Annotated in this window: 21 protein-coding genes and 1 pseudogene; 12 read left to right on the top strand and 10 right to left on the bottom strand. The window is 70.4% G+C overall.

Going from position 1 to position 22,743, the window contains the following annotated elements; translation table 11 throughout:
- Positions 1-180: 180 nt before the first annotated feature.
- Together ABZ478_RS22420 and ABZ478_RS22415 are read left to right on the top strand one after the other, a co-directional pair.
- Positions 181-531: a hypothetical protein gene (locus tag ABZ478_RS22420; RefSeq protein ID WP_359552139.1), complete on the top strand. Its 351-nt coding sequence runs from the start codon at positions 181-183 to the stop codon at positions 529-531.
- 226 nt (positions 532-757) lie between these two features.
- Positions 758-1,591: a PIG-L family deacetylase gene (locus ABZ478_RS22415; RefSeq protein ID WP_359552137.1), complete on the top strand. Its 834-nt coding sequence runs from the start codon at positions 758-760 to the stop codon at positions 1,589-1,591.
- 134 nt (positions 1,592-1,725) lie between these two features.
- On the opposite strand, the gene ABZ478_RS22410 is transcribed toward ABZ478_RS22415, so the two are convergent.
- Both ABZ478_RS22410 and ABZ478_RS22405 read right to left on the bottom strand, forming a co-directional pair.
- Entirely contained in the window at positions 1,726-3,021 is a 1,296-nt protein-coding gene (locus tag ABZ478_RS22410; protein WP_359552135.1) for a phosphatase PAP2 family protein, read from the bottom strand.
- A gap of 194 nt (positions 3,022-3,215) precedes the next feature.
- Entirely contained in the window at positions 3,216-4,025 is an 810-nt protein-coding gene (locus tag ABZ478_RS22405) for a dienelactone hydrolase family protein (RefSeq protein WP_359552133.1), read from the bottom strand.
- A gap of 142 nt (positions 4,026-4,167) precedes the next feature.
- Here ABZ478_RS22405 and ABZ478_RS22400 point away from each other — a divergent pair, with 142 nt between their 5' ends.
- Complete coding sequence (locus ABZ478_RS22400; RefSeq protein WP_359552132.1) at positions 4,168-5,277, top strand: helix-turn-helix domain-containing protein; 1,110 nt, start codon at positions 4,168-4,170, stop codon at positions 5,275-5,277.
- 80 nt (positions 5,278-5,357) lie between these two features.
- Here the strand turns inward: ABZ478_RS22400 and ABZ478_RS22395 are convergent, their stop codons facing one another.
- Positions 5,358-6,050, bottom strand: a complete 693-nt coding sequence (locus ABZ478_RS22395) for a DUF4232 domain-containing protein (RefSeq protein ID WP_359552130.1) — start codon at positions 6,048-6,050, stop codon at positions 5,358-5,360.
- A gap of 299 nt (positions 6,051-6,349) precedes the next feature.
- On the opposite strand from ABZ478_RS22395, the gene ABZ478_RS22390 reads away from it, so the two are divergent.
- The 3 genes from ABZ478_RS22390 to rph all read left to right on the top strand — a co-directional run bounded on the left by ABZ478_RS22390 (position 6,350) and on the right by rph (position 10,099).
- On the top strand, positions 6,350-6,652 hold the full coding sequence (locus tag ABZ478_RS22390; protein ID WP_359552128.1) for a helix-turn-helix transcriptional regulator: 303 nt from the start codon (positions 6,350-6,352) through the stop codon (positions 6,650-6,652).
- Positions 6,653-6,988: 336 nt separating this feature from the next.
- Positions 6,989-7,171 (top strand): hypothetical protein, encoded by a 183-nt coding sequence (locus ABZ478_RS22385; RefSeq protein ID WP_359552126.1) that lies wholly within the window; start codon positions 6,989-6,991, stop codon positions 7,169-7,171.
- A 327-nt stretch (positions 7,172-7,498) separates the two neighbouring features.
- Positions 7,499-10,099 carry a rifamycin-inactivating phosphotransferase gene (rph, locus tag ABZ478_RS22380; protein ID WP_359552124.1) on the top strand — a complete coding sequence of 867 codons (2,601 nt, stop codon included), beginning with the start codon at positions 7,499-7,501 and terminating at the stop codon, positions 10,097-10,099.
- Positions 10,100-10,234: 135 nt separating this feature from the next.
- On the opposite strand, the gene ABZ478_RS22375 is transcribed toward rph, so the two are convergent.
- On the bottom strand, positions 10,235-11,311 hold the full coding sequence (locus tag ABZ478_RS22375; protein WP_359552122.1) for an acyl-CoA desaturase: 1,077 nt from the start codon (positions 11,309-11,311) through the stop codon (positions 10,235-10,237).
- 563 nt (positions 11,312-11,874) lie between these two features.
- Here ABZ478_RS22375 and ABZ478_RS22370 point away from each other — a divergent pair.
- Positions 11,875-12,243, top strand: a complete 369-nt coding sequence (locus tag ABZ478_RS22370) for a gas vesicle structural protein GvpA (protein WP_359552352.1) — start codon at positions 11,875-11,877, stop codon at positions 12,241-12,243.
- A 98-nt stretch (positions 12,244-12,341) separates the two neighbouring features.
- Here the strand turns inward: ABZ478_RS22370 and ABZ478_RS22365 are convergent, their stop codons facing one another.
- Positions 12,342-12,788: an ATP-binding protein gene (locus ABZ478_RS22365; protein ID WP_359552121.1), complete on the bottom strand. Its 447-nt coding sequence runs from the start codon at positions 12,786-12,788 to the stop codon at positions 12,342-12,344.
- 235 nt (positions 12,789-13,023) lie between these two features.
- On the opposite strand from ABZ478_RS22365, the gene ABZ478_RS22360 reads away from it, so the two are divergent.
- Entirely contained in the window at positions 13,024-13,410 is a 387-nt protein-coding gene (locus ABZ478_RS22360; RefSeq protein ID WP_359552119.1) for an STAS domain-containing protein, read from the top strand.
- A gap of 35 nt (positions 13,411-13,445) precedes the next feature.
- Here ABZ478_RS22360 and ABZ478_RS22355 read toward each other — a convergent pair whose 3' ends face one another.
- Together ABZ478_RS22355 and ABZ478_RS22350 are read right to left on the bottom strand one after the other, a co-directional pair.
- The gene (locus ABZ478_RS22355) at positions 13,446-14,657 is read right to left on the bottom strand and encodes a fused response regulator/phosphatase (RefSeq protein WP_359552117.1); all 1,212 of its coding nucleotides are present in this window, start codon (positions 14,655-14,657) and stop codon (positions 13,446-13,448) included.
- Positions 14,654-16,237 (bottom strand): ATP-binding protein, encoded by a 1,584-nt coding sequence (locus tag ABZ478_RS22350; RefSeq protein WP_359552115.1) that lies wholly within the window; start codon positions 16,235-16,237, stop codon positions 14,654-14,656. Before ABZ478_RS22350 ends, ABZ478_RS22355 begins: the two co-directional genes overlap by 4 nt.
- A gap of 106 nt (positions 16,238-16,343) precedes the next feature.
- Here ABZ478_RS22350 and ABZ478_RS22345 point away from each other — a divergent pair, with 106 nt between their 5' ends.
- From ABZ478_RS22345 to ABZ478_RS22335, 3 genes are all read left to right on the top strand, one after another.
- The gene (locus tag ABZ478_RS22345) at positions 16,344-16,706 is read left to right on the top strand and encodes a hypothetical protein (protein WP_359552114.1); all 363 of its coding nucleotides are present in this window, start codon (positions 16,344-16,346) and stop codon (positions 16,704-16,706) included.
- Positions 16,707-16,709: 3 nt separating this feature from the next.
- The gene (locus ABZ478_RS22340; protein WP_199213247.1) at positions 16,710-17,141 is read left to right on the top strand and encodes a response regulator; all 432 of its coding nucleotides are present in this window, start codon (positions 16,710-16,712) and stop codon (positions 17,139-17,141) included.
- A gap of 132 nt (positions 17,142-17,273) precedes the next feature.
- A complete protein-coding gene (locus ABZ478_RS22335) occupies positions 17,274-17,435 on the top strand; it encodes a hypothetical protein (RefSeq protein ID WP_359552112.1) in 162 nt (53 codons plus the stop codon).
- A gap of 61 nt (positions 17,436-17,496) precedes the next feature.
- Here the strand turns inward: ABZ478_RS22335 and ABZ478_RS22330 are convergent, their stop codons facing one another.
- Positions 17,497-18,243 carry a dienelactone hydrolase family protein gene (locus ABZ478_RS22330; RefSeq protein WP_359552110.1) on the bottom strand — a complete coding sequence of 249 codons (747 nt, stop codon included), beginning with the start codon at positions 18,241-18,243 and terminating at the stop codon, positions 17,497-17,499.
- A 357-nt stretch (positions 18,244-18,600) separates the two neighbouring features.
- Between ABZ478_RS22330 and ABZ478_RS22325 the strand changes: the two are divergent.
- Positions 18,601-18,696 (top strand): annotated as a pseudogene (locus ABZ478_RS22325).
- A 108-nt stretch (positions 18,697-18,804) separates the two neighbouring features.
- Here ABZ478_RS22325 and ABZ478_RS22320 read toward each other — a convergent pair.
- Both ABZ478_RS22320 and ABZ478_RS22315 read right to left on the bottom strand, forming a co-directional pair.
- Positions 18,805-19,788 carry a hypothetical protein gene (locus ABZ478_RS22320; RefSeq protein WP_359552108.1) on the bottom strand — a complete coding sequence of 328 codons (984 nt, stop codon included), beginning with the start codon at positions 19,786-19,788 and terminating at the stop codon, positions 18,805-18,807.
- Positions 19,789-19,987: 199 nt separating this feature from the next.
- Positions 19,988-22,741, bottom strand: coding sequence for an alkaline phosphatase family protein (locus tag ABZ478_RS22315; RefSeq protein WP_359552106.1), 2,754 nt, complete (start codon positions 22,739-22,741; stop codon positions 19,988-19,990).
- Positions 22,742-22,743: the final 2 nt, after the last annotated feature.

Below are 22,743 nucleotides of genomic sequence, written 5' to 3'. Positions count from 1 at the left end.
TCACGGCGGACGCTATCCCAGTAGCCGGCAACACCCGTACCACGCACGGACATTGACCACCCCCTCCAGACACCGGGACTGACATGAGACTCGTGCGTTCCTTCCGCGCGGCCCTCACCGCCGGCGCCACACCGGCAGATGGACAACGCTGAGAACACCAAGGGGAACAGGCGCCCCTCGGTGAGCATGCCGTGGGTCTTCGAGTATCTCGGCGGCATGCTCCAGGAGTCGGTGGACCCGCGGACCACGGCGTTCCCCTACCGTGTCGCCGCCCGGATACCGGGCACCACGGTCGTCCCCGACGCGGTCGACGCCGCGGGCAGGCCCGGTGTCGCCATCACCCTGGAAGGTCAGGCCGAGGACCGCCAGGAGTGGATCTTCGACAAGTCCACGTACGCCTTCCTCGGCTTCCGCGACGTCACGCAGGAGGACACGGCGATCGGCAAGGCCGGCAGCGTGCTGCGGACCACCGCGGTGCTCGAGCGCGCCGTGGTGGATCGTGTGGGCGAAGAACCGCACCAGAAGTCCTGACCGTGGGGTGGCGTGTCGTCCGAGGCGGGAACAGCTGATCGGGGCAGCACTGTTGCACCAGCCGAGGGACCGGCGCGCGCGGGCGGGGCATGGAGGGGCGGGGAGATCGTCCGCTCGGCGCGATCCGGTCCCCCGGGTCCGCAGTACGCCCGGTCAGCCGATGCCCGCGCCTTCCCTGGGCTGCCGCAGAATCGGACCGAGGCGTTATCACACAGGAGGAATGTTCATGAATGACCGGCCCTTGACCCTCATGGCGGTGCACGCCCACCCCGACGACGAGGCCACTGGAACGGGAGGCGTTCTCGCACGGTACGCGGCGGAGGGTGTTCGCACGGTCCTCGTGACGTGTACCGACGGGGGTTGCGGTGACGGGCCGGGGGGTGTCAAGCCGGGCGATCCCGGGCACGATCCGGCAGCCGTGGCCCTGATGAGGCGTCAGGAACTGGAGTCGAGCTGCGGCATTCTGAAGGTCGGTCACCTGGAGACGCTGGACTACGCCGACTCCGGGATGATGGGCTGGCCGACGAACGACGCCCCCGGCTCCTTCTGGCAGACCCCCGTGGAGGAGGGCGCTGCCCGACTCGCGGAACTCATGCGCCGCTACCGGCCCGATGTGGTCGTCACCTACGACGAGAACGGCTTCTACGGCCACCCCGACCACATCCAGGCGAACCGCATCACGATGGCGGCGCTGACGATGACCGGGCTGACACCGAAGGTGTACTGGACGACGGCACCCCGTTCGATGATGCGGCGGTTCGGGGAGGTCATGCGCGAGTTCGGTGCGGACTGGCAGGAGCCGGATCCCGCCGAGGCCGCCGCGATGGCCGAGATCGGGCTCCCCGACGAGGAGATCACCACCTGGGTGGACACCACCGCCTTCGGCGGTCAGAAGTTCGACGCCCTGGCCGCCCACGCCAGCCAGGGCGAGAACATCTTCTTCCTCAGGATGGGCCAGGAGAGGTTCACCGAACTGATGGGCGTCGAGACCTTCGTACGCGTCCAGGACACCACCGGCGCGGACGTGCCCGAGAACGACCTCTTCGCCGGACTGCGCTGATCCACCCGCCTTCCCGGACCTGCGGTCTTTGATCACAAAAGTGGCCCTGCCCGGGAGCGCGGCGGTTGTGAGGACGCCGGCGCGCTGCCCGGGCAGGGCCGTCGAACGGGAACGTTCGCCTGATGGGACTCGAATCAAACCGGTTCGAGTCGCGGTTCCGGCTGCCGTGTCGGTGCGGCCTTCGGTTCCCACAGTTCGGTGGTCCGTACGTAGCCGTAGATGACTGAGGTCATCGCCAGGATGAGGAGTGGCCCGAAGACCCACGGATGTCCGGCCATCTCCATCGGCAGGTAGCGGTACGACACCAGGAGCGCGGCGAAGACCGTGGCGCCGTAGCCGACCAGCTGGATTCCTCGGCGGTCCCAGCCGCGGTCGAGTGCGCGCAGTGCTGCCTCGATCGTGAGCGCGAAGACCACGCCGGCGACAAGGTCCACGCCGTAGTGGTAGCCGAATCCCAGCGTTGCGCTCAGCGTGGCGATCAGCCAGAACGTGCCCGCGAATCGCAGAATCCGTGGGGCCCTGCGGGAATGAACGAATATCGCGGTGGCCCACGCGGTGTGCAGGCTGGGCATGCAGTTGCGGGGGGTGATCCCGTCGTACGGCATCGGGTGCGGGGCGTTGATCGTCGGCGGTGTGCCCGGCCACAGATCGGCCGCCGCCCACTCCACGCCACCGGTGCCGGAGGCGCCCGGCCCGTAGGCGAAGACGGGCCCGACGACCGGGAAGATCATGTAGACGGCCGGCCCGAGGAGGCCGATCACCAGGAAGGTACGCACCAGGTGGTGGCGTGGGAAACGGCGCTCGGCCGCCACATCGCGCAGCTGGTACAGCGCTACGACGACCGCGGCAACCGCGAGCTGCGCGTAGACCAAGTGCAGGACATGGGGGCCGATCGGGTCGGTGGCGTCGACGATCCGGCCCATCAGCCACGACGGGTTGCCCAGGGCGTGATCGGCGGTCGCCACGTACTGGTCGAGCACCGCCGGCCGGGTCTTCGCGGTGATGAGCAGCCAGGTGTCGCCGGTCTTGCGGCCGGCCACCAGCAGCAGGCCCAGGCCGACGCCCTTCAGAAGCAGGACGCGTTCGGGGCCGGTGCGGCGCGTGACGGCGATGACCGCACAGCCCAGCATCACCCACAACGCGCCGTTGCCGAAGAAGTGACCGTCGGCCGTCCTGGCGCCGACCGCCCAGCGCACCAGCACGAAGACGGCGTCGATGCCGATGGCGGCACCGGCGGCGATGAACCGTTGCCGCCAGGTGAGCACGACCATCATCAACGCCATACCGCCGTACAGCGGTCCCGGTTTCGGGGCGAGAATCAGCCCGTTCAGCTGGTCCGTGATCGGCCCCGGTTGACCGTAGCGGCGTGCGGAGATCTCCAGCGTGATGAGGATTCCCAGAGCCGCCACGCATGCCGCGGCCCACACCATGACTCGCCGTTGACGGCACGCGGCCAACGCGGCTCTGCCGTTCACTGTTGAAAACACCCGCGCCGTTTTGGATATCAATCGTTCAGCCGATTTGTTCGATATGGATTAATTGGACGGAAAGCCATGACGGTAGCCATCACAAGCTCGAACATGCTATCGGAGCGATGAATGGCACCCGCCGGCCACGGGGGTCGTCACGTATTGCTTTGCAGGCGGTCGGTGAGGAAGGCGAGGATCTCGTCGCGGGCCCGGACCGTGGGGTGGCCGGCCTCGTCGACGAGATGGGCGGTGACGACGCTGTGCGGGGTGCCGACCACGTCGGCGAAGAAGGGCGGTGGGGCAGGGTTCGCGGCGCTGTCCGGGAGGACGCGCCCGTCGAAGGCTTCGCCGAGCAGCTTCCGGTAGGCGGCGAAGCGCTGCCCCGTGCACCAGCGGTCGCCCTCGAAGCGGTAGGCGAGGACGGTGAGTCCGTCGCGCCCGAGCCGGTCGCTCACCGCGCGCGCGTCCGCCTCGTCGAGTTCGAGCCCGCCGGGGTCGTCGAGCGGCAACGACGGATGGTTGACCACCGGGGCGATCACGGCCGGCTCCAGTGCCATGGTGAGGGCGAAGTTGCCGGTGAAGCACAGGCCGATCGCACCCACCCCCGGCCCACCGCACTCGGCGTGGGCCCGGCGCGCCAGGCCGCGCAGCCAGACCGTCACCGGGCTGGTGCCGCCGCCGGCGAAGGCGCGGAACTCCGCGCTGACGCAGGCGCGGCGGACCACGTCCCGGCCGCGTTCGGCCGTGGGGAAGGCGCCGTCGGTGCCGAACAGGGAGGGCACGTGGACGGTGAAGCCCGCGTCCCGCACCCAGCGCGCGAGCCGCAGGACGTCGGGGCTGCTGCCCGGCATCTCGGGCAGCACCACGACCGCGGGCCCGGCCCCGGTCACGTACACCGTCTTCTCCACCCCCTCCACGTCCACGCTCCGGCGGTCGAAGTCCGTGATCGGGTCGTCGTCGCTCATGGGACCAGCCTCGTCCCATGGCCGGCCACCGGTTGAGAGGCGGGATCGCCAAGGCCAGGGGTAATCTCGCCAAGCGCAGTGGAAGGGCGGGCGGTACGCGGGCGGCGCGCCGCGGCCGGAAGTACCAGGGGGATCGGAAGCGATGGCTGAGGCGGCGGCACGGAAGGCACGGAAGGACGAGGGTCCGGGCGCGCCACCGGGTGCGCTGCGCGTCGGAGTCCTGGCGTACCCGGGCTGCTTCGCGTCCGAAGTGTTCGGCGTTCCCGACCTGTTGACGATGGCCGGGCACGTCGCCGGACCGGACGGCCCCGGCTACCGGGTGTCGATCGTCTCGCCCCGCCGCCGGGTCACCGCCTCGGGCGGCGCGACCCTGGACGTGCGTCCCCTGCGCGAGGTCGACGTCCTCGTGGTCCCCGGCTTCGAACTACGGCCGGACACGGATCTCGACGCCTGCCTCTCCCGGTTCGCCCCCGAGATCGCGGCGATCCGCGCGCAGGCCGCCGCCGGCACCGCCGTCGTCTCCCTCTGCGTCGGCTCGTTCCTGCTCGCCAGGGCCGGGCTCCTCGGCGGGCGCCGGGCCACCACCTCCTGGCTGTACGCCGCCGAACTGGCCGACCGCTGCCCGGACGCCGACGTACAGCCCCAGCACCTGGTCGTCACCGACAGGGGGGTGACGACAACGGCCGCCTTCAGCGCCATGTACGACTTCGCGCTGGACTTGATCCGCCGGCACAACGGCGCCCAAGTGGCGCGCAGCACCGCACGGTTGGCCCTCGTCGACGATGCGCGAACCTCTCAGGCTCCCTACGTCGACCCACGGCTCCTCCCCCAGCCCGGCCAGGAGTTCTCCCAGCGGATCATGAGGCGGCTCGACCAGAACCTCGCCGAGCGGTACGACCTCGCCACGCTCGCGGACGCCTTCCAGGTCAGCACCCGCACGCTGCTGCGCCGCTTCGCCGAGGAGACCGGCCGCAGCCCGCTGGCCCATCTGCAGGCCTCACGGGTCCGCCGCGCCCGCCACCTGCTGGAGACGACCGACCGCACCGTCGCGGCCGTCGCCGCGGCCGTCGGCTACCAGGACGCCGGCACCTTCGGGGCCCTCTTCGCCCGCCACACCGGCCACCGCCCGAGCGCCTACCGGGCCGCCTTCCACCGCACCGCCCGGGAGTCCGCCTCGCGTCCGGGTGGAGACGGCGGCCAGGTGGACAGCGGCCCGGCAGCCACGGTCACTTCGGCCCAGGCCCGGGTCTGAGCCTGGGCCGTGGTGTCCGCGGCGCCGGGGTGCTCAGGGCCGGTGTCGTGCCCCGCAGCGTGTGTCACAAGCGGCGTTCGTCAGAAGTCGTCCGCGCCGTTGCGCAGTTCGGGGGTCCAGTAGCCGGTGAGGGCCTTCGCGGGGTCGGCGGCGATGCCGCCGCTGCCGGGCGCGGTGACGGCGATGACCTCGGAGTCGCCCTCCAGCACGACGGAGAACGCCGACACGGGCTCATTGTCCTCGTCGACCCCGCCGTCCGACAGCTTCACGAGGGCGTATGCGGGGGCTCCCGCCGTGAGCACGACCGGCGCGGCCGGCTTGCTCCTGGCGACGACCGGGACGTCCTGCTTGTGGCTCTCCAGGAACTGGATGTGCGGCGCACCCGCCAGCCGGCAGGAGTGACCGGAGGTGTTCCTCGCCGTGAGGACGAGGTGGATGTAGGGGGCACCACCCTGTGTGGCGGCGGTGACAGCGACGTCCCGCGCGGCGCAGACCCGGGTGGTGGCGGTCGCCTGCTCACCGGTCGAGCCCGCGGAGCCGCCGCTGCCGGTGCGGTCCGTCGGGGTCTTCGATGCCGTCGAGCGCGCCGGGCCGTTCGAGCCCTTCGTGCCGGACGCGCCGGCCTGGCCCTCGCCCGTCGCCTTCGCGGTGGCCGAAGCGGTCGCCGTGGGGGCCGACTCGCTGGTCGAGTCGCTCTGGCAGGCGGTGAGGGACAGCGCGAGGGCCGTGCCCGCGACGGCGAGCAGCGTGGTGTGGTGAAGCGGAGTGTTCATGAAGGTTCCCCGTGAGTGGTGCGGGGCCGCGGCTCTTCGCCGTCGGCCGAGGCCGTCCTGGTGTCGTGGTGCGGTTCTCAGTTGCCCTTGCCCGGGGGTCCGTGTTCCGGCGGCTCCGCCCGTTGGGATCGGCCGCCGGGACTACGTCGGTCCCGGGGAGGAAGGCGTCCGGCGCCTGTTCTCAGTCGATCACCAACGGCCCTGGGTGCCCAGGCGGTTCCGCCTGCGGAAGTACCGTCCGCCATACTTCTGCCGGGGGGCTCGCGCTCGGACGAGCCGGATGATCGGGGACGTCGACGGTGCGCGGTGGCACACCTTCCACGGAGGACTTCGGGCAGCGGCTGCGCGTGCTGCGGGCTCGTGCGGGACTGAGCCAGGAGGCGCTGTCGGATGCGGCCGGGGTCAGCGTCAGGGCGCTGGCCGACATGGAACGCGGGCGTACCCGAGGGCCGCAGCGCCGTACGGTGAAGGCGCTGGCCGAAGCGCTGGGGCTGGACGCCGGACGAGGCGGCGGGGCTGGAGGAGTCCGCCGCTCTGGGGCGTCCGCGCCCTCGGACGACCGCGGGGCCCGCCGCGCCCGTCACCTTGGCCCTGCCGCGTGACATCCAGGACTTCACCGCCCGCGACGCGGCACTCGACCGGCTGCTGGACCTGGTGCGGGACGCCGGTCCGAGCCGGCCGGCGGTCGCCGTGGTCACCGGACAGCCCGGTCTGGGCAAGACCGCGTTCGCGGTGCACGCCGCGCACCGTCTCGCCCCGCACTTCCCGGACGGGCAGTTCGCCCTGGACCTGCACGGCATGGACGCCGAGCCGGCCACTGCCCGTGACGCTCTGGCCCGGCTGCTGAGCGCGTCGGGGATCGCCGACGCCGCGATACCGGCCGGCACCAGGCCGAGCCGCCGCTCCGGCAGGCCCTCACCTTCTTCGAGACCGCGCAGATGCCGTCCTGGGCCGAACAGGCGCGGCTCGACCTGGGCCAGGTGCTCGCCGCCATGGGCCACCCGGAGGCCAGGGAGACGCTGCTCGCCGCCCGTGACGCTCTCGCCGAGCTGAGAAGCCCGCGACAGGCAGAGGCCGCCACCGCACTCGCCGCGCTCGGCCAGGCCACCACCGGCATGTGAGACCCGCGCGGTGCGAGCGTGGGATGCCGGCGCCGGCGTGAGTACTGGCAGCGCACCATGGTGGCCGGGGTTGCCTGCCGGCTGCCGCTTCCGGCACCGGGTCGGACGCCGAACCTGACCGGCGAGTGCGGGTGGTGAAAGAAAGAAGCGAGGAGATCCTCTCCTCGCCACTCTCAACTTATAGCGCACCGGGGGGCTTGCGGCAAGGCCCCGGTCCTGGCGCAGAATCGTCGGCCGAGCCCACAACCTGCGGAAACGAGGCGCGACATGTGTGTCGTGGCCGACGTATGGGGGCGAGGTGACGTCGGAGCAGCTGTGGGAGAGGTCATGACCGAGCAGTACGTGCTGGATCTTCGAGAGGTCGACGAGAGGCGTGTCGGCGCGGTCGGCGGCAAGGGCGCGAATCTGGGCCGGCTGTCGCGTGTCGCGGGCCTCCGCGTGCCGGGCGGCTTCTGTGTGACGACGGACGCCTTCCGGCGGATCATGGCGGAAGCGCCGTCGATCGACGATCGGCTCGAGGAGCTGTCACGCCTGCCGCTGGACGATCGGGAGGCGGTCCGAACGCTCAGCGCGGAGATCCGACGGACCATCGAGGACATCGCCGTCCCCGCCGATCTCGCGGCACAGATCACGCGCGCGCTCGTACGGAACGGCGAGCGGGCCGCCTACGCCGTCCGGTCCAGCGCGACGGCGGAGGACTTGCCGACGGCTTCCTTCGCCGGCCAGCAGGACACGTATCTGAACGTGGTGGGGCCGACGGCGGTCCTCCGGCACATCAGCCGGTGCTGGGCCTCGCTGTTCACCGAGCGTGCCGTCGTCTACCGCCGGCACAACGGCATCGACCACCGCACGGTGCACATGGCCGTGGTCGTGCAGCAGATGGTCTTCCCTCAGGCTGCCGGCATCCTGTTCACGGCCGACCCCGTGACGGGCAACCGGAAGGTCGCCACCGTGGACGCCGGTTTCGGCCTCGGCGAGGCACTGGTGTCCGGCCTGGTGAACCCGGACGTCTTCAAGGTGCGGGACGGCGAAGTCGTCGCCGAGGCGATCGCCGCCAAGCAGCGCGCCGTTCACGCCCTGCCGGGCGGCGGGACGCGCGAAGTCGCGATCGACACACGGCGGCAGGAGCAGCCGGCGCTGACGCACGCACAGGTGGTGCGGCTCGTGCGGCTCGGGCGGCGGATCGAGGCGGAGTTCGGCAGCCCGCAGGACATCGAATGGTGCCTGGTCGACGACGACTTCCAGATCGTTCAGAGCCGGCCGATCACGACGCTGTTCCCCGTCCCCGAGTCAGGTGACCAGGAGAACCACGTGTACGTCTCCGTCGGTCATCAGCAGATGATGACCGACGCCATGAAGCCCCTGGGGCTCTCCATGTGGCAGCTGACGGCCATGGTGCCGATGCACGCCGCCGGCGGGAGGCTGTTCGTCGACGTCACCGGGCGCTTGGCCGCGCCCGCCAGCCGTGCCGGACTCCTGGACCTCGTGGGACGGTCCGATCCCCTGATCGGGGACGCGCTGGAGACCGTGCTGGACCGCGACGGCTTCGTCCCGTCGCTCCCGGACGCGGGCCCCGGCGGGCCGCCGGCCGGCAGCAGCGCCTCCTCCCCTGTCGAGACCGACCCCGCTGTCGTCACCGAGCTGATCGAGCGCAGCCGGAGGTCGGTCGCCGCCCTGGAGCGCGGCATCCGGACGAAGAGCGGGCCGGCGCTGTTCGACTTCCTGCTGGAGGCCTTCGAGGAGCACAAACGGGTTCTCGGTGATCCGCTGAACATCCAGGTGATCATGGCGGGGATGGAGGCCACGTGGTGGCTCAACGACAAGCTGCACGAGTGGCTCGGCGAGAAGAACGCGGCCGACACGCTCACGCTGTCCGCTCCCGGCAACGTCACTTCGGAGATGGGTCTCGCGCTGCTCGACGTCGCGGACGTCATCCGTCCGCACGCGGAGGTGGTCGCCTTCCTGCGGGGCGTCGAGGACGAGGGCTTCCTGGACGAGCTGGTGAAGCTGCCGGGCGGGACCGAAGCACGCGACGCCATCGACGGCTACCTCGACCTGTACGGCATGCGCTGCGTCGGCGAGATCGACATCACGAGGCCGCGTTGGCGTGAGCGCCCCACCACGCTCGTACCCGTGATCCTCGACAACGTCAGGAACTTCGGGCCGGGTGCCGCGGAACGGCGTTTCGAGCAAGGGCGCCTGGAGGCGTGGAAGAAGGAACAGGACGTGCTGTCACGCCTGCGGGCCCTGCCGGACGGGGAGCGGAAGGCCGACGAGACCAAGCGGATGATCGACCGGGTCCGGACCTTCATCGGCTACCGGGAGTATCCCAAGTACGGGATCGTCAGCCGCTACTTCGTCTACAAGCGGGCTCTGCTGGAGGAGGCCGAGCGCCTCGTGCGGGACGGTGTGGTCGCCGAGAAGGAGGACGTCTTCCACCTCACGTTCCAGGAGTTCCATGACGTCGTGCGTTCGAAGCAGGTGGATCCCCGGCTCATCCAGCAGCGCAAGGAAGCCTTCCGGTCTTACCAGACGCTGACGCCTCCCCGGGTGCTGACATCGGACGGCGAGTCCGTCACCGGGGCGTACCGGCGCGACGACGCGCCGGCCGGCGCCCTGATCGGTCTGCCGGTGTCGGCCGGGGCCGTGGAGGGGAGGGCCCGGGTCGTCCTGGACATCGCCGAGGCCGACCTCGAGGCGGGTGACATCCTGGTCACGGCCTACACGGACCCGAGTTGGTCGCCCCTGTTCGTCGGAATCGCGGGACTGGTGACGGAAGTCGGCGGTCTGATGACCCATGGCGCCGTGATCGCCCGGGAGTACGGCCTGCCCGCCGTGGTCGGTGTGCAGCGCGCCACCCGCCTGATCCGCGACGGCCAGCGGATCCGGGTACACGGCACCGACGGGTACGTCGAGATCCTCTCCTGACCGGCCCTTTCCCGCCACATCCTGACCGGCCCTTTCCCGCCACATCCTGACCGGCCCTTTCCCGTCACGTCCTACGGCTGGAACTGGAAGTAGTGGCTGTCCCCGCCGAACCCGGGGCCCCAGGGCCGTCGACGGTCACCGTGCGCTTCGCTGCCGCCTGATCGGCTCTCCCACCCGGTGCAGATGGGTCAGGGCCTCGCGGTAGGAGCGGATCAGTCCGGTCTCGTGGTAGGGCACGCCGATCTCGGCGCAGTACTGCCGAACGACAACTTGGGCGCGGCGCAGATGGGGCGTGGGCATGCTCGGGAACAGGTGGTGCTCGATCTGGTAGTTGAGGCCGCCGAGCATCATGTCCGTCAGCCGGCCGCCACGCACATTGCGGGAGGTGATGACCTGGCGCCGCAGGAAGTCGGGCCGCTCGTCACCGGTGAAGGTGGGCATCCCTTTGTGGTTCGGGGCGAAGGTGCAGCCGAGATACACGCCGAACAGGCACTGGTTGAGCGCCAGGAACGCCACCGCCTTGCCCGGCGGAAGGACCAGGAACAGGGCGGACAGCACGCCCGCGATGTGCAGCAGGAGCAGGGCGCCTTCCAGGTTTCGCTTCCTCATGTACGGCGAACGCAGCGCCCGCAGGCTCGAGACGTGCAGGTTGAAGCCTTCGAGGGTCAGCAACGGGAAGAAAAGCAGGGCCTGGTGGCCACCGATCAGGCGCGCCACACCACGGCTGGCGCGTGCCTGTTCGGTGGACCACACCAGGATGTCGGGGGCGACGTCGGGGTCGAGGTCCTCGTGATTGGGGTTGGCGTGGTGGCGCGTGTGCTTGTTCATCCACCAGCCGTAGCTCATGCCCACGCCCAGGTTCCCGAACAGCCTGCCCATGATCTCGCTGGGCCGGCGTCGCCGGAAGACCTGCCGGTGGGCCAGGTCGTGCGCGAGCAGGGCCACCTGCCCGAACACGAAGGCCAGGAAGGCCGCGACGGCCAGTTGGCCCCAGGTGTCGCCCAGAGCGAAGAAAGACCCCCAGCCCGCCGTGTACAGCACGACCACCAGGCCGATGCGTGCCGCGTAGTAGCCGGGGCGCCGACGCATCAGGCCGGCCTCGGCCATCCGTTGGGAGAGCCGTGCGAAGTCACTGCCGCCGCCGGCCCCGGCCCTTTCCGTGTCGGCAGGTGCGGGCTGAGGCGTCAAGGAGACATCGGGGGAAGTCGTCATGTCCGGAAGTCTTCTTGTCGGCCCGCGACCTGGAAAAGCCTGCCAGCCACCCCCCGCGTGCGAGGCATTCCCCCCGGGCGACCGGGGGTTAACCCCCGGTCGCGGCGGGCGTGCCGGGTCCCCTCGTCGCGGGCTCTGAAATCCGGACCCCAATCGCCGAGACCAGCTTGTCGGAGTGATTCACGAGCCCGGTGAATCACCGAGCTCCGATGCACTTCCTGAACCGGTCGAATGGAATACGGGACAACCGCACTGGCCCGGTCCCGGATCATTTTGGCCACGTCGTCGATTCCTTCGACGACGGATTTCCATATCGGTCCACAAGCGATTTGCGGCAGGCGGCGCACGCAGTGCACCTCGCGGGGGTCTGTGGCGTGAGGCCGGTGGGGATCCGTGTGGGGACGGACCGCTCGGCCCGACTCGCACTGGTGTTTTAGCCCAGGTGGTGGGGGCATCCGCACCTTGAAGCTCGGGTCGCGGCGTGGACCGGCGAGGCCATCGCGCCGTTGTCGGGCTCTGCGGACAAGACCATGCCGAAACCGGACGATGAGGGGTTGGTCGCGATGACCGTGGCGACACAGCAGGGCGGCGGCGGAGGCGGTTCCAGTGGCCTGTACGACGTTCTGGAACTCATTCTCGACCGCGGTCTGGTGATCGACGCGTTCGTGCGGGTCTCTCTTGTCGGTATCGAGATACTCAAGATCGATATTCGGATCGTCGTCGCGAGTGTCGACACCTACCTTCGCTTCGCCGAGGCGTGCAACCGGCTCGATCTGGAATCCGGGCCGCGCAAGCCGGCCGGCCTCACCGAGCTCAAGGGAAAGATGACGGAGTCCGGCGCCCAGGGGGCGGCCAAGGGGGCCCTCTCCGGTGCCGCGGAGACCATTTCCGATGCCTTCAAGCAGGCACGCGAAGAGCACAGTGGCCGTTGACCGCCGGCTCGCACCGAACTGCCGCCCCGGCCGTCCGACCGCCGGCCCCTCAAGGGTCGGGCACGGGGGTCAGGGGCGGCTTCGCGGTGATCGCTCACCTACCAGAGGCGAGCGGAGTCGTTGCCGGAGGGGTCCGCGAGAGCGAGCCGAGCGGTCATGCGTTTCCCCACCGTTTCCCGCACGGCTTCGACGCTCTGACAGACGGCTTCAACGATCTCCAGGCCGTGCTGCCCGACCCGGCTCGCGTCGGCGGCCCTTACGGCCGGCAGCGCGGGATCGGAGTCCCACACCTGGACCTCCACCAGATCGTCGGCGATCCGCAGATCCAGCAGGATCGGCCCGGAGGCGTACTTACGGGCATTGGTGACCAGCTCGCTCACCACCAGCTGTGTCAGCTCCACGGCCCGCTGGGAGACAGGGGTCCGGTATTCGGTACGCATCCGGGACAGGAAGCCGGTCGCCAAGCGGCGGGCCTCGGCGATGCAGGAACTCTGTCCGTCCAGGGCTGCCGCGGCATGTGGACGGCCGTCGTCGTGGAGCGTCATGCTGTCCTCACCAGACAAGGTCCGTTCCGTCCGCTCGCTGCTGCTACGCACTACTTCAGGTCAGGTACCCGGGGAAGCCCGGACATCACACCGGGCGCTACGCGGGCATATGTCAGGATCGTTCCCACGCGGGCGTCGCCTCCTCCACCGGCGGTCGGTACTCAGGGGGAAATGCCAGGGCGACTGCCGGGCACTCTTCCGGAGAACCATGCCTGGCCCCTGTCTGATCTCGAGGATGCTGAGGAACGCCGTGACGGAGACCGACGCCGAGCACACGCACGAGCCCGAGCTGCTGGAGGTGGTGTCCACCACTCTCGACGGCATCACCGTGGTGACCGCGGCCGGCGAGATCGACCACGGCAGCGCCGGACGCCTCGTCCAGGCCCTGGATCCCGGTGGTCTCGGCGAGCGGCCCCGCGTGATCGTCGACATGGAGCGGGTGACCTTCATCGACTCCAGCGGCATCAACGTCCTGCTCGCCGCCCACCGCGACCTCACCGCGGCGGACGGCTGGCTGCGCCTGGCGAATGCCTCGGCGTACGTGCTGCGCACCTTGCAGATCGTCGGCATCGACACCCTCGTGCCCTGCTGCGCCAGCCTCCGCGAAGCCCTCACGGCCTGACTGGGCGTCTCGCCCCGCTCTGCCGGTTCCGGGAGCTACGGCACCGTGCGCCACGCACTCGGTGTGCGTCCGGTGTGCGTGTTGTTCCAGTCCAGGCGCAGTACGGCGAGGTCGTCGGTGTGCCGGTCGGCGTTGAGTGTGCGGCTGCGGGCGATGAGCTGGTCCAGGTGGGAGCCGGGGTCCGGCGTGTCGATGGTGCCGATGATGTCCAGCAGGCCCTCGACGCCGAGCCGGGTGGAGTCGTCGGCGGCGAAGCCTTCGATCAGGCCGTCCGTGTAGGCGACGAGCGCGCCGCGGGCGGGCAGGGCGATGGTGGTGGAAGGCCACTTGCCCAGCCCGGGAACGATCCCCAGAGCGACCCCGTGGGCCGCGGTCACCACCCGTGCGCCGTCGGCGGTGACGAGAAGGGGTTCATGGTGGCCGGCCAGATGGAGGGTGACCGTGCCAGCCTCCGGGTTCAGGGTGATGAGGGTGCAGGTGGTGAAGAGGTCGCTGCCGGCCCGTTCGGCGATGTGGATCTGCTCCAGCAGATGGAGCAGATGCTGGTCGCGGTGTCCGCCCAGGATCAGGGCCCGCCAGGCGATACGCAGGCAGACGCCCAGTGCCGCCGCGTCGGGACCATGGCCGCTGACGTCCCCGATGACGGCGTGGATGTGACCGTCGTCGGTCTGGACGACGTCGAGGAAGTCTCCCCCCAGCAGTGCCTGGGCGCGGCCGGGGTAGTAACGGCTGGACGCGGTGACGGTGGCGGAGGACAGGAGGGGCTCGGGGAGCAGACCACGTTCGAGGCGTGCGTTCTCCTCCGCGCGCAGGCGCCCGATCTGCAGAGCGGCATTGGCGCGCTCGGCCTGCTTTCGCTGGACGGCGTAGCGCAGGGCGCGCTGCATCAGGTCGGGTTCGACCTTGCCCTTGATCAGGTAGTCCTGGGCGCCGGCCGCGAGGGCGTCGACACCCGCGCGGGGCTCGTCCAGCCCCGTCAGGACGATGATCGCGGCGTGGGTGTTCGACTGGATCGCCCGGACCGACTCCAGTCCGGACGCGTCGGGCAGGTGCAGATCCAGGAGGACACAGTCCACGGCGTCGGAGGCCAGTGCCGCGCGGGCTTCGGCGGCCGTGCGGCAGCGCGTCAGGGTGTGCGGCAGGTCGGTGTCGTGGAGGAGCTCCTCGACGAGAAGGGCGTCTCCGTCGTCGTCCTCCACGAGCAGGATGGCGTACCGCGCGTCGCGGGTCGCGGCGGGGTCGGTCACTGCTGGGCCCCCCTCTGCGGGGCCGCGGACGAGGATCCGGTGGCGGGCAGGGTGAAGACGACGCGGGTGCCCAGGGTGTGCTCGGCGTCGATGCCGATGGTGCCGCCGTGGAACTCCACGACCTTCTTGCACATCGCCAGGCCGATGCCGGTGCCCGGATAGGCGTCCTTGGTGTGCAGGCGCTGGAAGAGGACGAAGACCTTCTCGTGGAACTCGGGTGCGATGCCGATCCCGTTGTCGGTCACCGAGAACGTCCACTCCCCCGCGTCGCACACCGCTCGGACCCGGACGCGGGGCGGCCGGTCGGGGCTGCGGAACTTGACGGCGTTCGAGAGCAGGTTCTGCCAGAGCATGCCCAGCTGGGTGGTGTCCCCGACGACGGTGGGAAGCGGGTCGTGGGTGATCTCGGCGCCTGTCTCCTCGATGGTCACACTGAGGTCGTCCAGGACCTTGCTCATCACCGCTTCCAGATCGACCGTCTGGTGATCGTTGTGCACCCGCCCGACCCGGGAGAAGGCCAGGAGGTCGTTGATGAGCGTCTGCATGCGGTTGGCGCCGTCGACGGCGAAGGCGATGTACTGGTCGGCCTTCGCGTCCAACTGGCCGCCGTAACGACGCTGCAGGAGCTGCGTGAAACTGGACACCTTGCGCAGTGGCTCCTGAAGGTCGTGCGAGGCCACGTACGCGAACTGCTCCAGTTCGGTGTTGGAACGCTTCAGGTCCTCGGCCTGCTCGTCCAGAAGCCTGCGCGCCTGCTCGCTGAACTCCAGTTCCTTCACCAGCCGTTGCCGCATCGCCTCCACGTCGGAGGCCAGTTGCCGCAGGTCGGCGGGTCCGGTTCCGGCGAGGGAGCGGTCGAAACGACCCTGCGCCACCTCACGGGCCGCCGAGCCGAGCCGGGTGAGCGGAGCGGTCACGCCGCGACGCAGCCCCTCGAAGATCAGGGCCGCCACCAGGATGATGACGACGGCGATGACGGCGAACATCCAGTTCCGCAGCGTCTCCGCCCGCCTCAGCGTCCGCGTGGCCGCCGCCCGCTCGCTCTGCAGATGGTCCTGCTGACGCGCCATGGCACGCCGCAGCGCGTCGAAGTCGGACTTGCCCTCCGCGGCCCGCTCCGTGGCGAGTCTCACGGCCTCGCCGGCCGGGGCTCTCGAAATGGGGCGGGCGATGCGCCGTTGCCAGGTGCCGGCGAGCCGCTCGACCTCGGCCAGGTCGGCGGCGGCCCGCTCGTCCTTGACCAGGGGTCGCAGCAGGTTCAGGGCGGTCTTCTCGTCGGTCACGCCGTGGGCGTAGGGCTGGAGGAAGTCGGAGCGGCCGGAGAGGCCGTATCCGCGGATCCCGGTCTCCTGGTTGACCAGGGCCTGCTCCACCCGCATGGCCTCGATCAGGGCGGGCGAGCGCCGGTCGACCAGCTCGGAGGTGATCTGCGAAGTACGCCACATCGCCCAGCCTCCCAGTGAGCCCAGGACCGCCAGGACCGCCAGGGTGGTGGCGACTCCGGTACGCAGCCAGCGCCGCGTCGTCCAGCTGGAGAGAACGCCTCTGTCGGACGGCTCGGTATCTATGGCGGTCTGCATCTTTTCCTCGACGAGTGGGCCGCTGTTGCCATGTGGCAACCACACTGTACCCACGGCTCGACAACGCATGTTGTCCCTGTCGGGAACATCACCGTACAGTGGCGTCATGCCTGGTCCCGCACCCACTCCGCCTTGGTCCGGGGAGACGGCCGCACTGGTGACCCAGGTGGTGGACGAGCTCACCCGGCGACTCGCGCGGGACGCCCCTCACCCGCCCGCCGACCTCGTGGACACGGCCGGTGACGCCCGTCGGCATGCTCTCGCGCGCTTGCGTGTGCTGCGCGACGTCAGGCTCGCCGTCAGACGTCTGGAGGACCAGGCGGCGCACGCGGCGGCAGCGAGCGGGGCGGGCTACCCCGAGATCGGCCAGGCCTTGAGCATGAGCCGGCAGGGTGCCCGTCGTCGCTGGCCCGGTCTCATCACCAACAGCACACCCACCCCTCCCTCCCCCGAATCCCGGAGCTTGTGACACATGGCCGCCGCCGCTACCCGCCCGTACGACGTCCTGCTGGTCGAAGACGACGTCGCCGATGCCATGCTCATCCAGGACGCCCTGGCCGAGCGCGGTACCCGCAACCTCACCCAGGTCTCCGACGGCATGGCGGCCCTGGAATACCTGCGCGACCCGGACAACGAGCGCCCGGACCTCATCGTCCTGGACCTCAACATGCCGCGGATGAACGGCCGCGAGTTCCTCGCCGTGGTGAAGGAGGACGCGGACCTGCGGACCATTCCGGTGGTCGTGCTGACCACGTCCGCCGCTCCCGACGACGTCACCGGCGCCTACCACCACCACGCCAACGCCTACGTGACCAAGCCGGTCAACCTCGAGGAGTTCGAAGCGGCGGTGCGCAGCATCGACACCTTCTACCTCGACATCACCGTCAAGCCGCCCAGGGACTAGGCGGCGTCGTCGGGGGCCGGCAGTCGGACGCGGCCGTCTCTCTCGGCTCACCGAGGCTGGATGGCCGTTGACCGGGTAGTCGGACTCCACGGGGCCCGGCCGGAGCCGGGCGCCCATGGCGAGAGGAGCGACATGCCAGGCGTTCTCCAGCGGCTCAAGCAGTTCGCGCAAAGCCCGCAGGGCCGGCGCACGATCGAACAAGCTCGCCGCACCGCGGCCGATCCCCGCCGCCGAGCCCAGGCCCAGCGTCTCTTCGAGAAGCTGCGCACCCGGCGGTCGGCGTCGGGGATGTGACCCGAACTCGGTTCGGCAGATGCCGAGCCGAAGTCGCGGGTCCCGGTTCCGTGCCGGAGCCTCAGCGGCCGGCCAGCGTGCGGTCGAGGAGGGGCAGCAGGCGGTCCCAGTGGCGCCGCAGCCCCGCGGGGTCGAACGCGTCGGTGTCGGACATGGTGAAGCCGTGGGCGGTGCCGGGATAGATCTCGGAGGTGTGGTCGACGCCCGCGGCGTCCAGGGCCTGGTCGAGTTCGACGAGAGCCTCGGGAGTCATGTCGGTTGCCGCGTGGCCGAGGTGTACCTCGGCGGTGAGCGTGGACAGCAGGCGGTGCAGCGCCTCGGGCCCGTCGGCGCCCACGGGGCCGTGGAAGCCGGCGACGGCCGCGACCCGGCCGGGGTGGGCGGCGGCGGTACGCATCGCCAGGAGACCGCCGATGCAGTAGCCGGTCACCGCCACCGGGCCGGCGGCGACCTCGGGCCGGGTGGTGAGGAACTCCAAGTAGGCGTCGGCATCGCTCAGTACACGTTCGGCGGTGTGCGCCTCGATCAGCGGCATCAACTGGGCGAAGACCGCGGGCCGGGCATCCTCCCCGATGTACTCGGGCAGTTCGATCACCGGTGCCGGGCCGTGCCGGTAGAAGAGGTTGGGAACGAGCACGTAGTACCCGTGCCCGGCCAGTTCGCGGGCCAGCTCCCGCAGCGCGGGCCGGATACCGAAACCGTCCGCGTACATCAGCACCCCTGGGTGCCGTACGCCGTCGTCGGGGAAGGCGGCGAAGGCGTCGGCCTGGCCGTCCGCGGTGGGGATGTGCATCATCTTGTCGGGCATGTCTTCTCCTGTCGTGGTTGACACGTCGAGCGTTGATCAACACGACAGGAGGCGGGGCCCGCGCAGCAGCGCCGGGCCCGCGGTCCAACAGCGGACCGGTTCCGGCCCCTACGGCGCTCAGTGGGGCACCGGGTCACCAGACTGTGTGTGGCGCGAGGCCGTCCCGGTGGTCATCGGTCATAACCTAATCGACCGGACAGGGCCGGTGCCAGTGGTCAAGGTGGGGGTGCCCGTGTGCCGCTGGTGGACGCTCAGGTTCGCCGGAGGGCACCGTCAGGGACGCGTCAGGTTGGTGTCAGGGGCTGCTGCCACTCTTTTCACGTGAACGGCAGCGGGACAGACCGGGGCCGGGAACAGGGAGAGGTGCCCGGAGTGGTTGATCGGGGACCAGCGAGCTCGCCTCACGGTCGGGCCCCTTGCGGGCCCACGCAGGTTCGAATCCTGCCCTCTCCGCCGTACGGCACGCATCTGAGGTACCTGCCCCCACGCACTCGGGGCACTGCCCGGCGGACGCGGCCTTCGTTCTGCCCCTGAACAAGCCCTGAGTCGTATTCGCCGGGCTCACCGGCGGCCGTCCACCCGCTCGGCGGGATCCTCGGCGGCGTCGGGCACGCTCAGGCCGCTGCGGTCGCGTACGAGTGTCCGCATGATCCCCGCCCCCGTCAGCACGGCCATGAGGTGCAGCGTCACGGCGAGGGCGACGTTCTCCGGGTAGCTGACGTCGCTCGGACGCGCCAGCGCCACGTAGACGGTGGCCGGCAGCCGCCAGCCGCTCCACGCGAACATCGAACCCGACCCCAGCCACGCGAGGGCGAGCAGGAGCGGATACGGCAGCCGGGCCGGGCGGCGCCGGACGAGGGCCGGTACGGCGGCAGCGGCGAGAGCCCAGCACGCGCTGACCCCGACCAGCACATGCCAGTCGGCCGGCCGCTCATCGCGGTGCGCGATGCCCAGGGGGCCGCCGGCCGCCCAGTAGAGCCACACCAGGCCGGTCACGGCGCCGGTGACGGCGGGCCACAGCGGCCCTGGGGAAGTCGGGGGGCGCTCGGGCCTGCGCAGTGCGTGGGGCCAGCGCCGTCGAAGGTAGGCGGGAAGCGCGATGGCCAGCGCGATCCCGGTGCCCACGAAGCTGCACTGCAGCAGCATCGCTTCCCAGCCCGGCATCGCCCCGTCACCTCCGGAGCTCGCCGAGCCTCCCGAACTCCCCGTATGCGCATCGGAGTTCACGAGCGAGCTGATGACCACGAATGGCAGGATCGACACCAGGAACCCCGAGCCCACCCAGCCGATGAAGCCCACCAGCCGGCCGGGGATCCGCGTCCCCCAGGGCCGCACCAGCGCCAGCCCCAGGGTGATCCCGGCGGCGGCCATACCGATCGTGACGGTGTTGAGCGCCAGCCACCCGCCCAGGCTGAAGCCCCGCCCCACCGGCAGCAGTCCGAGTGACGAACCGACCACCCACGACACTTTGATCACCAGGTACGGCACGAGAGCTGCTGCCGCCGCGTACCCCGCCGCACGCCCGATCCTGTCCCCACGCTCCACGAACGTCTCCCTCCGCTGCACCCCCATCGTCCGGTGCCCGCGGACCACTTCGCATCGCCCCTCAGGCGCGCCCCCGCTCCCCCGCTGGAGCGACTCGCCCCTCCACCTCGCGGACCACCCCGCAACCGCGCCGCCGCCACGGCAGGGCCCCCGCCCGGTGGTATGCCGAACGGGGGCCCCTTCGTGCCGCGGGTGCTTGTCAGCCGTCGGACTCCGACGACGGCAGGTAGGCGCCCGGTACGCCGTCAGGCTCGAAGAGCCTGGTCTCGCCGGGGTACGGCTTCTTCCAGTTGTGCGTCTCGTACCAGGTGAAGTGGTTCATCTGGGCGGGATTCGCGTAGTCGGGCACCGCGTTGGGTCCGGTCAGGCGCTGCCTGGACTTCCAGCGGTCCCACTTCGCGGCGAGTGACTGCTTGTCCGCGGGGACCTTCGCCGACGGCGCGGGTGCCGCGGCGGGGTCCTGCGGTGCCGGTGTGTCCACGCCGCAGGCGGGCGGGGTCTTCAGGCCACCGGTCAGGGAGGTCCGGTTGGGCAGCGCGGTGAACGGTGTGAGGTCCGCCTTCTTGGTGAAGGCCCCCCGCATCGGGGTGGCAGCGCTGTCCTTCTGGTTCATCGGGTGGATCCCGAGGATCTGCTCGATGGTCCGGATCACCGTGATCTGGGAGTAGTAGCGGCTGTCGACGGTGCCGTGCCGTGCCCAGGGGCTGATGATCTGGATCGGCGCGCGGTGGCCGTCGACGTGGTCGAGGCCGGCCTGGGAGTCGTCCTCGACGACGAAGATCGCCGAGTCCTTCCAGTACTTGCTGTGCGAGATCTCGTCGACGATCCGGCCGGTGGCGAGGTCGTTGTCGGCGACCTGGGCGGCCGCGTTCGCCGGGCCGCCGGTGTGGTCGCTGGAGAGCCAGAACATGTTGAGGTTCGCCGGCCCGTTCTTCTCGAAGTCACGCTTCCAGATCTGGTGCCGGTAGATGTCCGGGACGCTGGTGTCGAACTTCGCGAAGCCGTGCACGGACACGTCGTTGAGCGACGGGATCGGCGAGGACGAGTTCAGGGTGTACGCGGTGTCCTGCCCGGTCGAGTCCATGTTCTTGGCGTCGCAGTAAAGGTTCTGCCAGCTCGCGTCCGCGGGCTTCGACAGGAACTGCTGGAACTCGCCGAAGTTTCGCACGCTCTTGCCCGCCGCCTGGGCGCCGGACCAGATGAACCCGGTGCGCTGGTGGCCGAGAGCGTCGTCCTCGGTGTCGTAACTGCGCTTGTACTCACCGGCCGAGGACTCCGTGTACTCCGGATTGTCGGCCTGCATCAGCCAGTTGTGGCCCTCGGCGGAGTTCGTGCCGATGTCGTACGTGTTGTCGTACAGCCCGAACTGCTCGGCCATCGCGTGCTGGTTCGGGGTCACGTTCTCGCCGAACTGTGCCAGCGACGGGTCGCCGTTGCCCTGCGGGACATCGCCGAAGAGCTGGTCGTAGGTCCGGTTCTCCTTGACTATCAGGAACACGTGCTTGATCGTCGACGGGTCGCCGAGCCGCTGCGGGACCGGCACCGGCTTCGCGTGCCCCATGCCCTTGGCGAGCTGCACCGAGCCCCGGCTCCAGCCGTTCTGCTGGAAGACCTTGGATGTCCGGGACCTGATGACGCTGTCGTCCGGCAGTTCGAACCGCGTCAGGCTCGACGTCGTGTCGTGGGTGGCGTGCCCGGCGGCGCTGGTGGGGCGGCGGGCGTCGACACCGCGCGTGTTGGAGACCAGCACCTGGTCGCCGACGGTGGCGATCTCCGCGGGGAAGTAGTCCGTCGGGAGCAGGCCGACGTAACTGACCGGCTCCTGGGGGGTGGTGTACCGGTAGACGGCGACCGCGTTGGCGCGGCCGAGCGTCACCAGCAGATGCCCGTCGTCGGTGAGCGTCACCGCGTCGGGCTCGTAGCCGACCGAGGCCTCGGGCCAGGGCTGGGTCGCGATGGTCTGTACGACCTTGTCGCGGCGGGTGTCGATGACCGACACGTCGTTGCTGGCGGTGTTGGTGACGAACAGCGCCCCGCGCCTGGCGTACAGGGCGGTCGGGTGCAGGCCGACGTCGATGCTGGTCGGGGCGGCGTCCGGGTGCGTCAGGTCGATGACGCCGACCGTGCCGGTGGTGGTGGCACCCGTCCTGGGGTCGGCCGGCACCTGGGTGCCGTAGGAGTTGAGCGTGGCGTCTCCGGGTTCGGCCGGGCGACCGCCCTCGTTGCTGACGTAGAGTTTGTCGCCGACCCGGGCCAGGTCACGCGGGGCGTTGCCGACGGCCCAGCTCCGGCGGACGGCCCCGGTCGCCGCGTCGAGGGCGACCACCCGGTTCTGGCCGTTGACGGCGGAGTACACGGTGGAGCCGTCGGGCGAGAACACCGCCTCCCCCACCAGCGCGTGCTTGGTCCCGTCCGCCGGTATCTTCACGGCCGTCGGGTCGGCGACGCTGCCGTCCGGGTTCACGGTGAACCTGGTGTAGCCGTCGGTCTGGCCGAGCCACAGCTGTGAGCCGTCGGGCGAGTAGGTGGGGCCTTCCTGGCCCACCTCGTTGCTGCCGAGGCGCGGGCTGGACGAGGCGGCGGTGCCGACGAGTTGCTGCACCGTCCACTTCTTCAGGTCCACGACGGACAGTGCCGCACCGCCGTCGGTGACGGAGGCGGCGAGGTGGGTGCCGTCGGGGCTCACCGAGGACGACATGATCTTGCCGTTGTCGATGACGAGGCGTTCGCCGTACGGCGCGATGTACTGGTCGCTGGAGACGACCTGGCCGCGGTCGGTGACCTGGCCGACCTGGTCGGTGCCGAACTGGTGCGTCTGGGCGAAAGCGGTGCCCGCGGCGGTGACGGCGACAGCGGTGATGCCGGCGGTCAGCAGGGTCCGGCGGCCGACACGTCTGCCGAGGAGAGCGACACCGTTCTTGTGGACACGCCTGCGGTGGCGTCTTACCTGCATGG

The sequence above is a fragment of the Streptomyces sp. NPDC005706 genome, from assembly GCF_040631045.1.
In the GTDB taxonomy this organism is placed as follows: Bacteria; Actinomycetota; Actinomycetes; order Streptomycetales; family Streptomycetaceae; genus Streptomyces.
The sequence above is the reverse complement of the archived record's forward strand: the minus strand, read 5'-3'. Positions and strand labels throughout refer to the sequence as shown.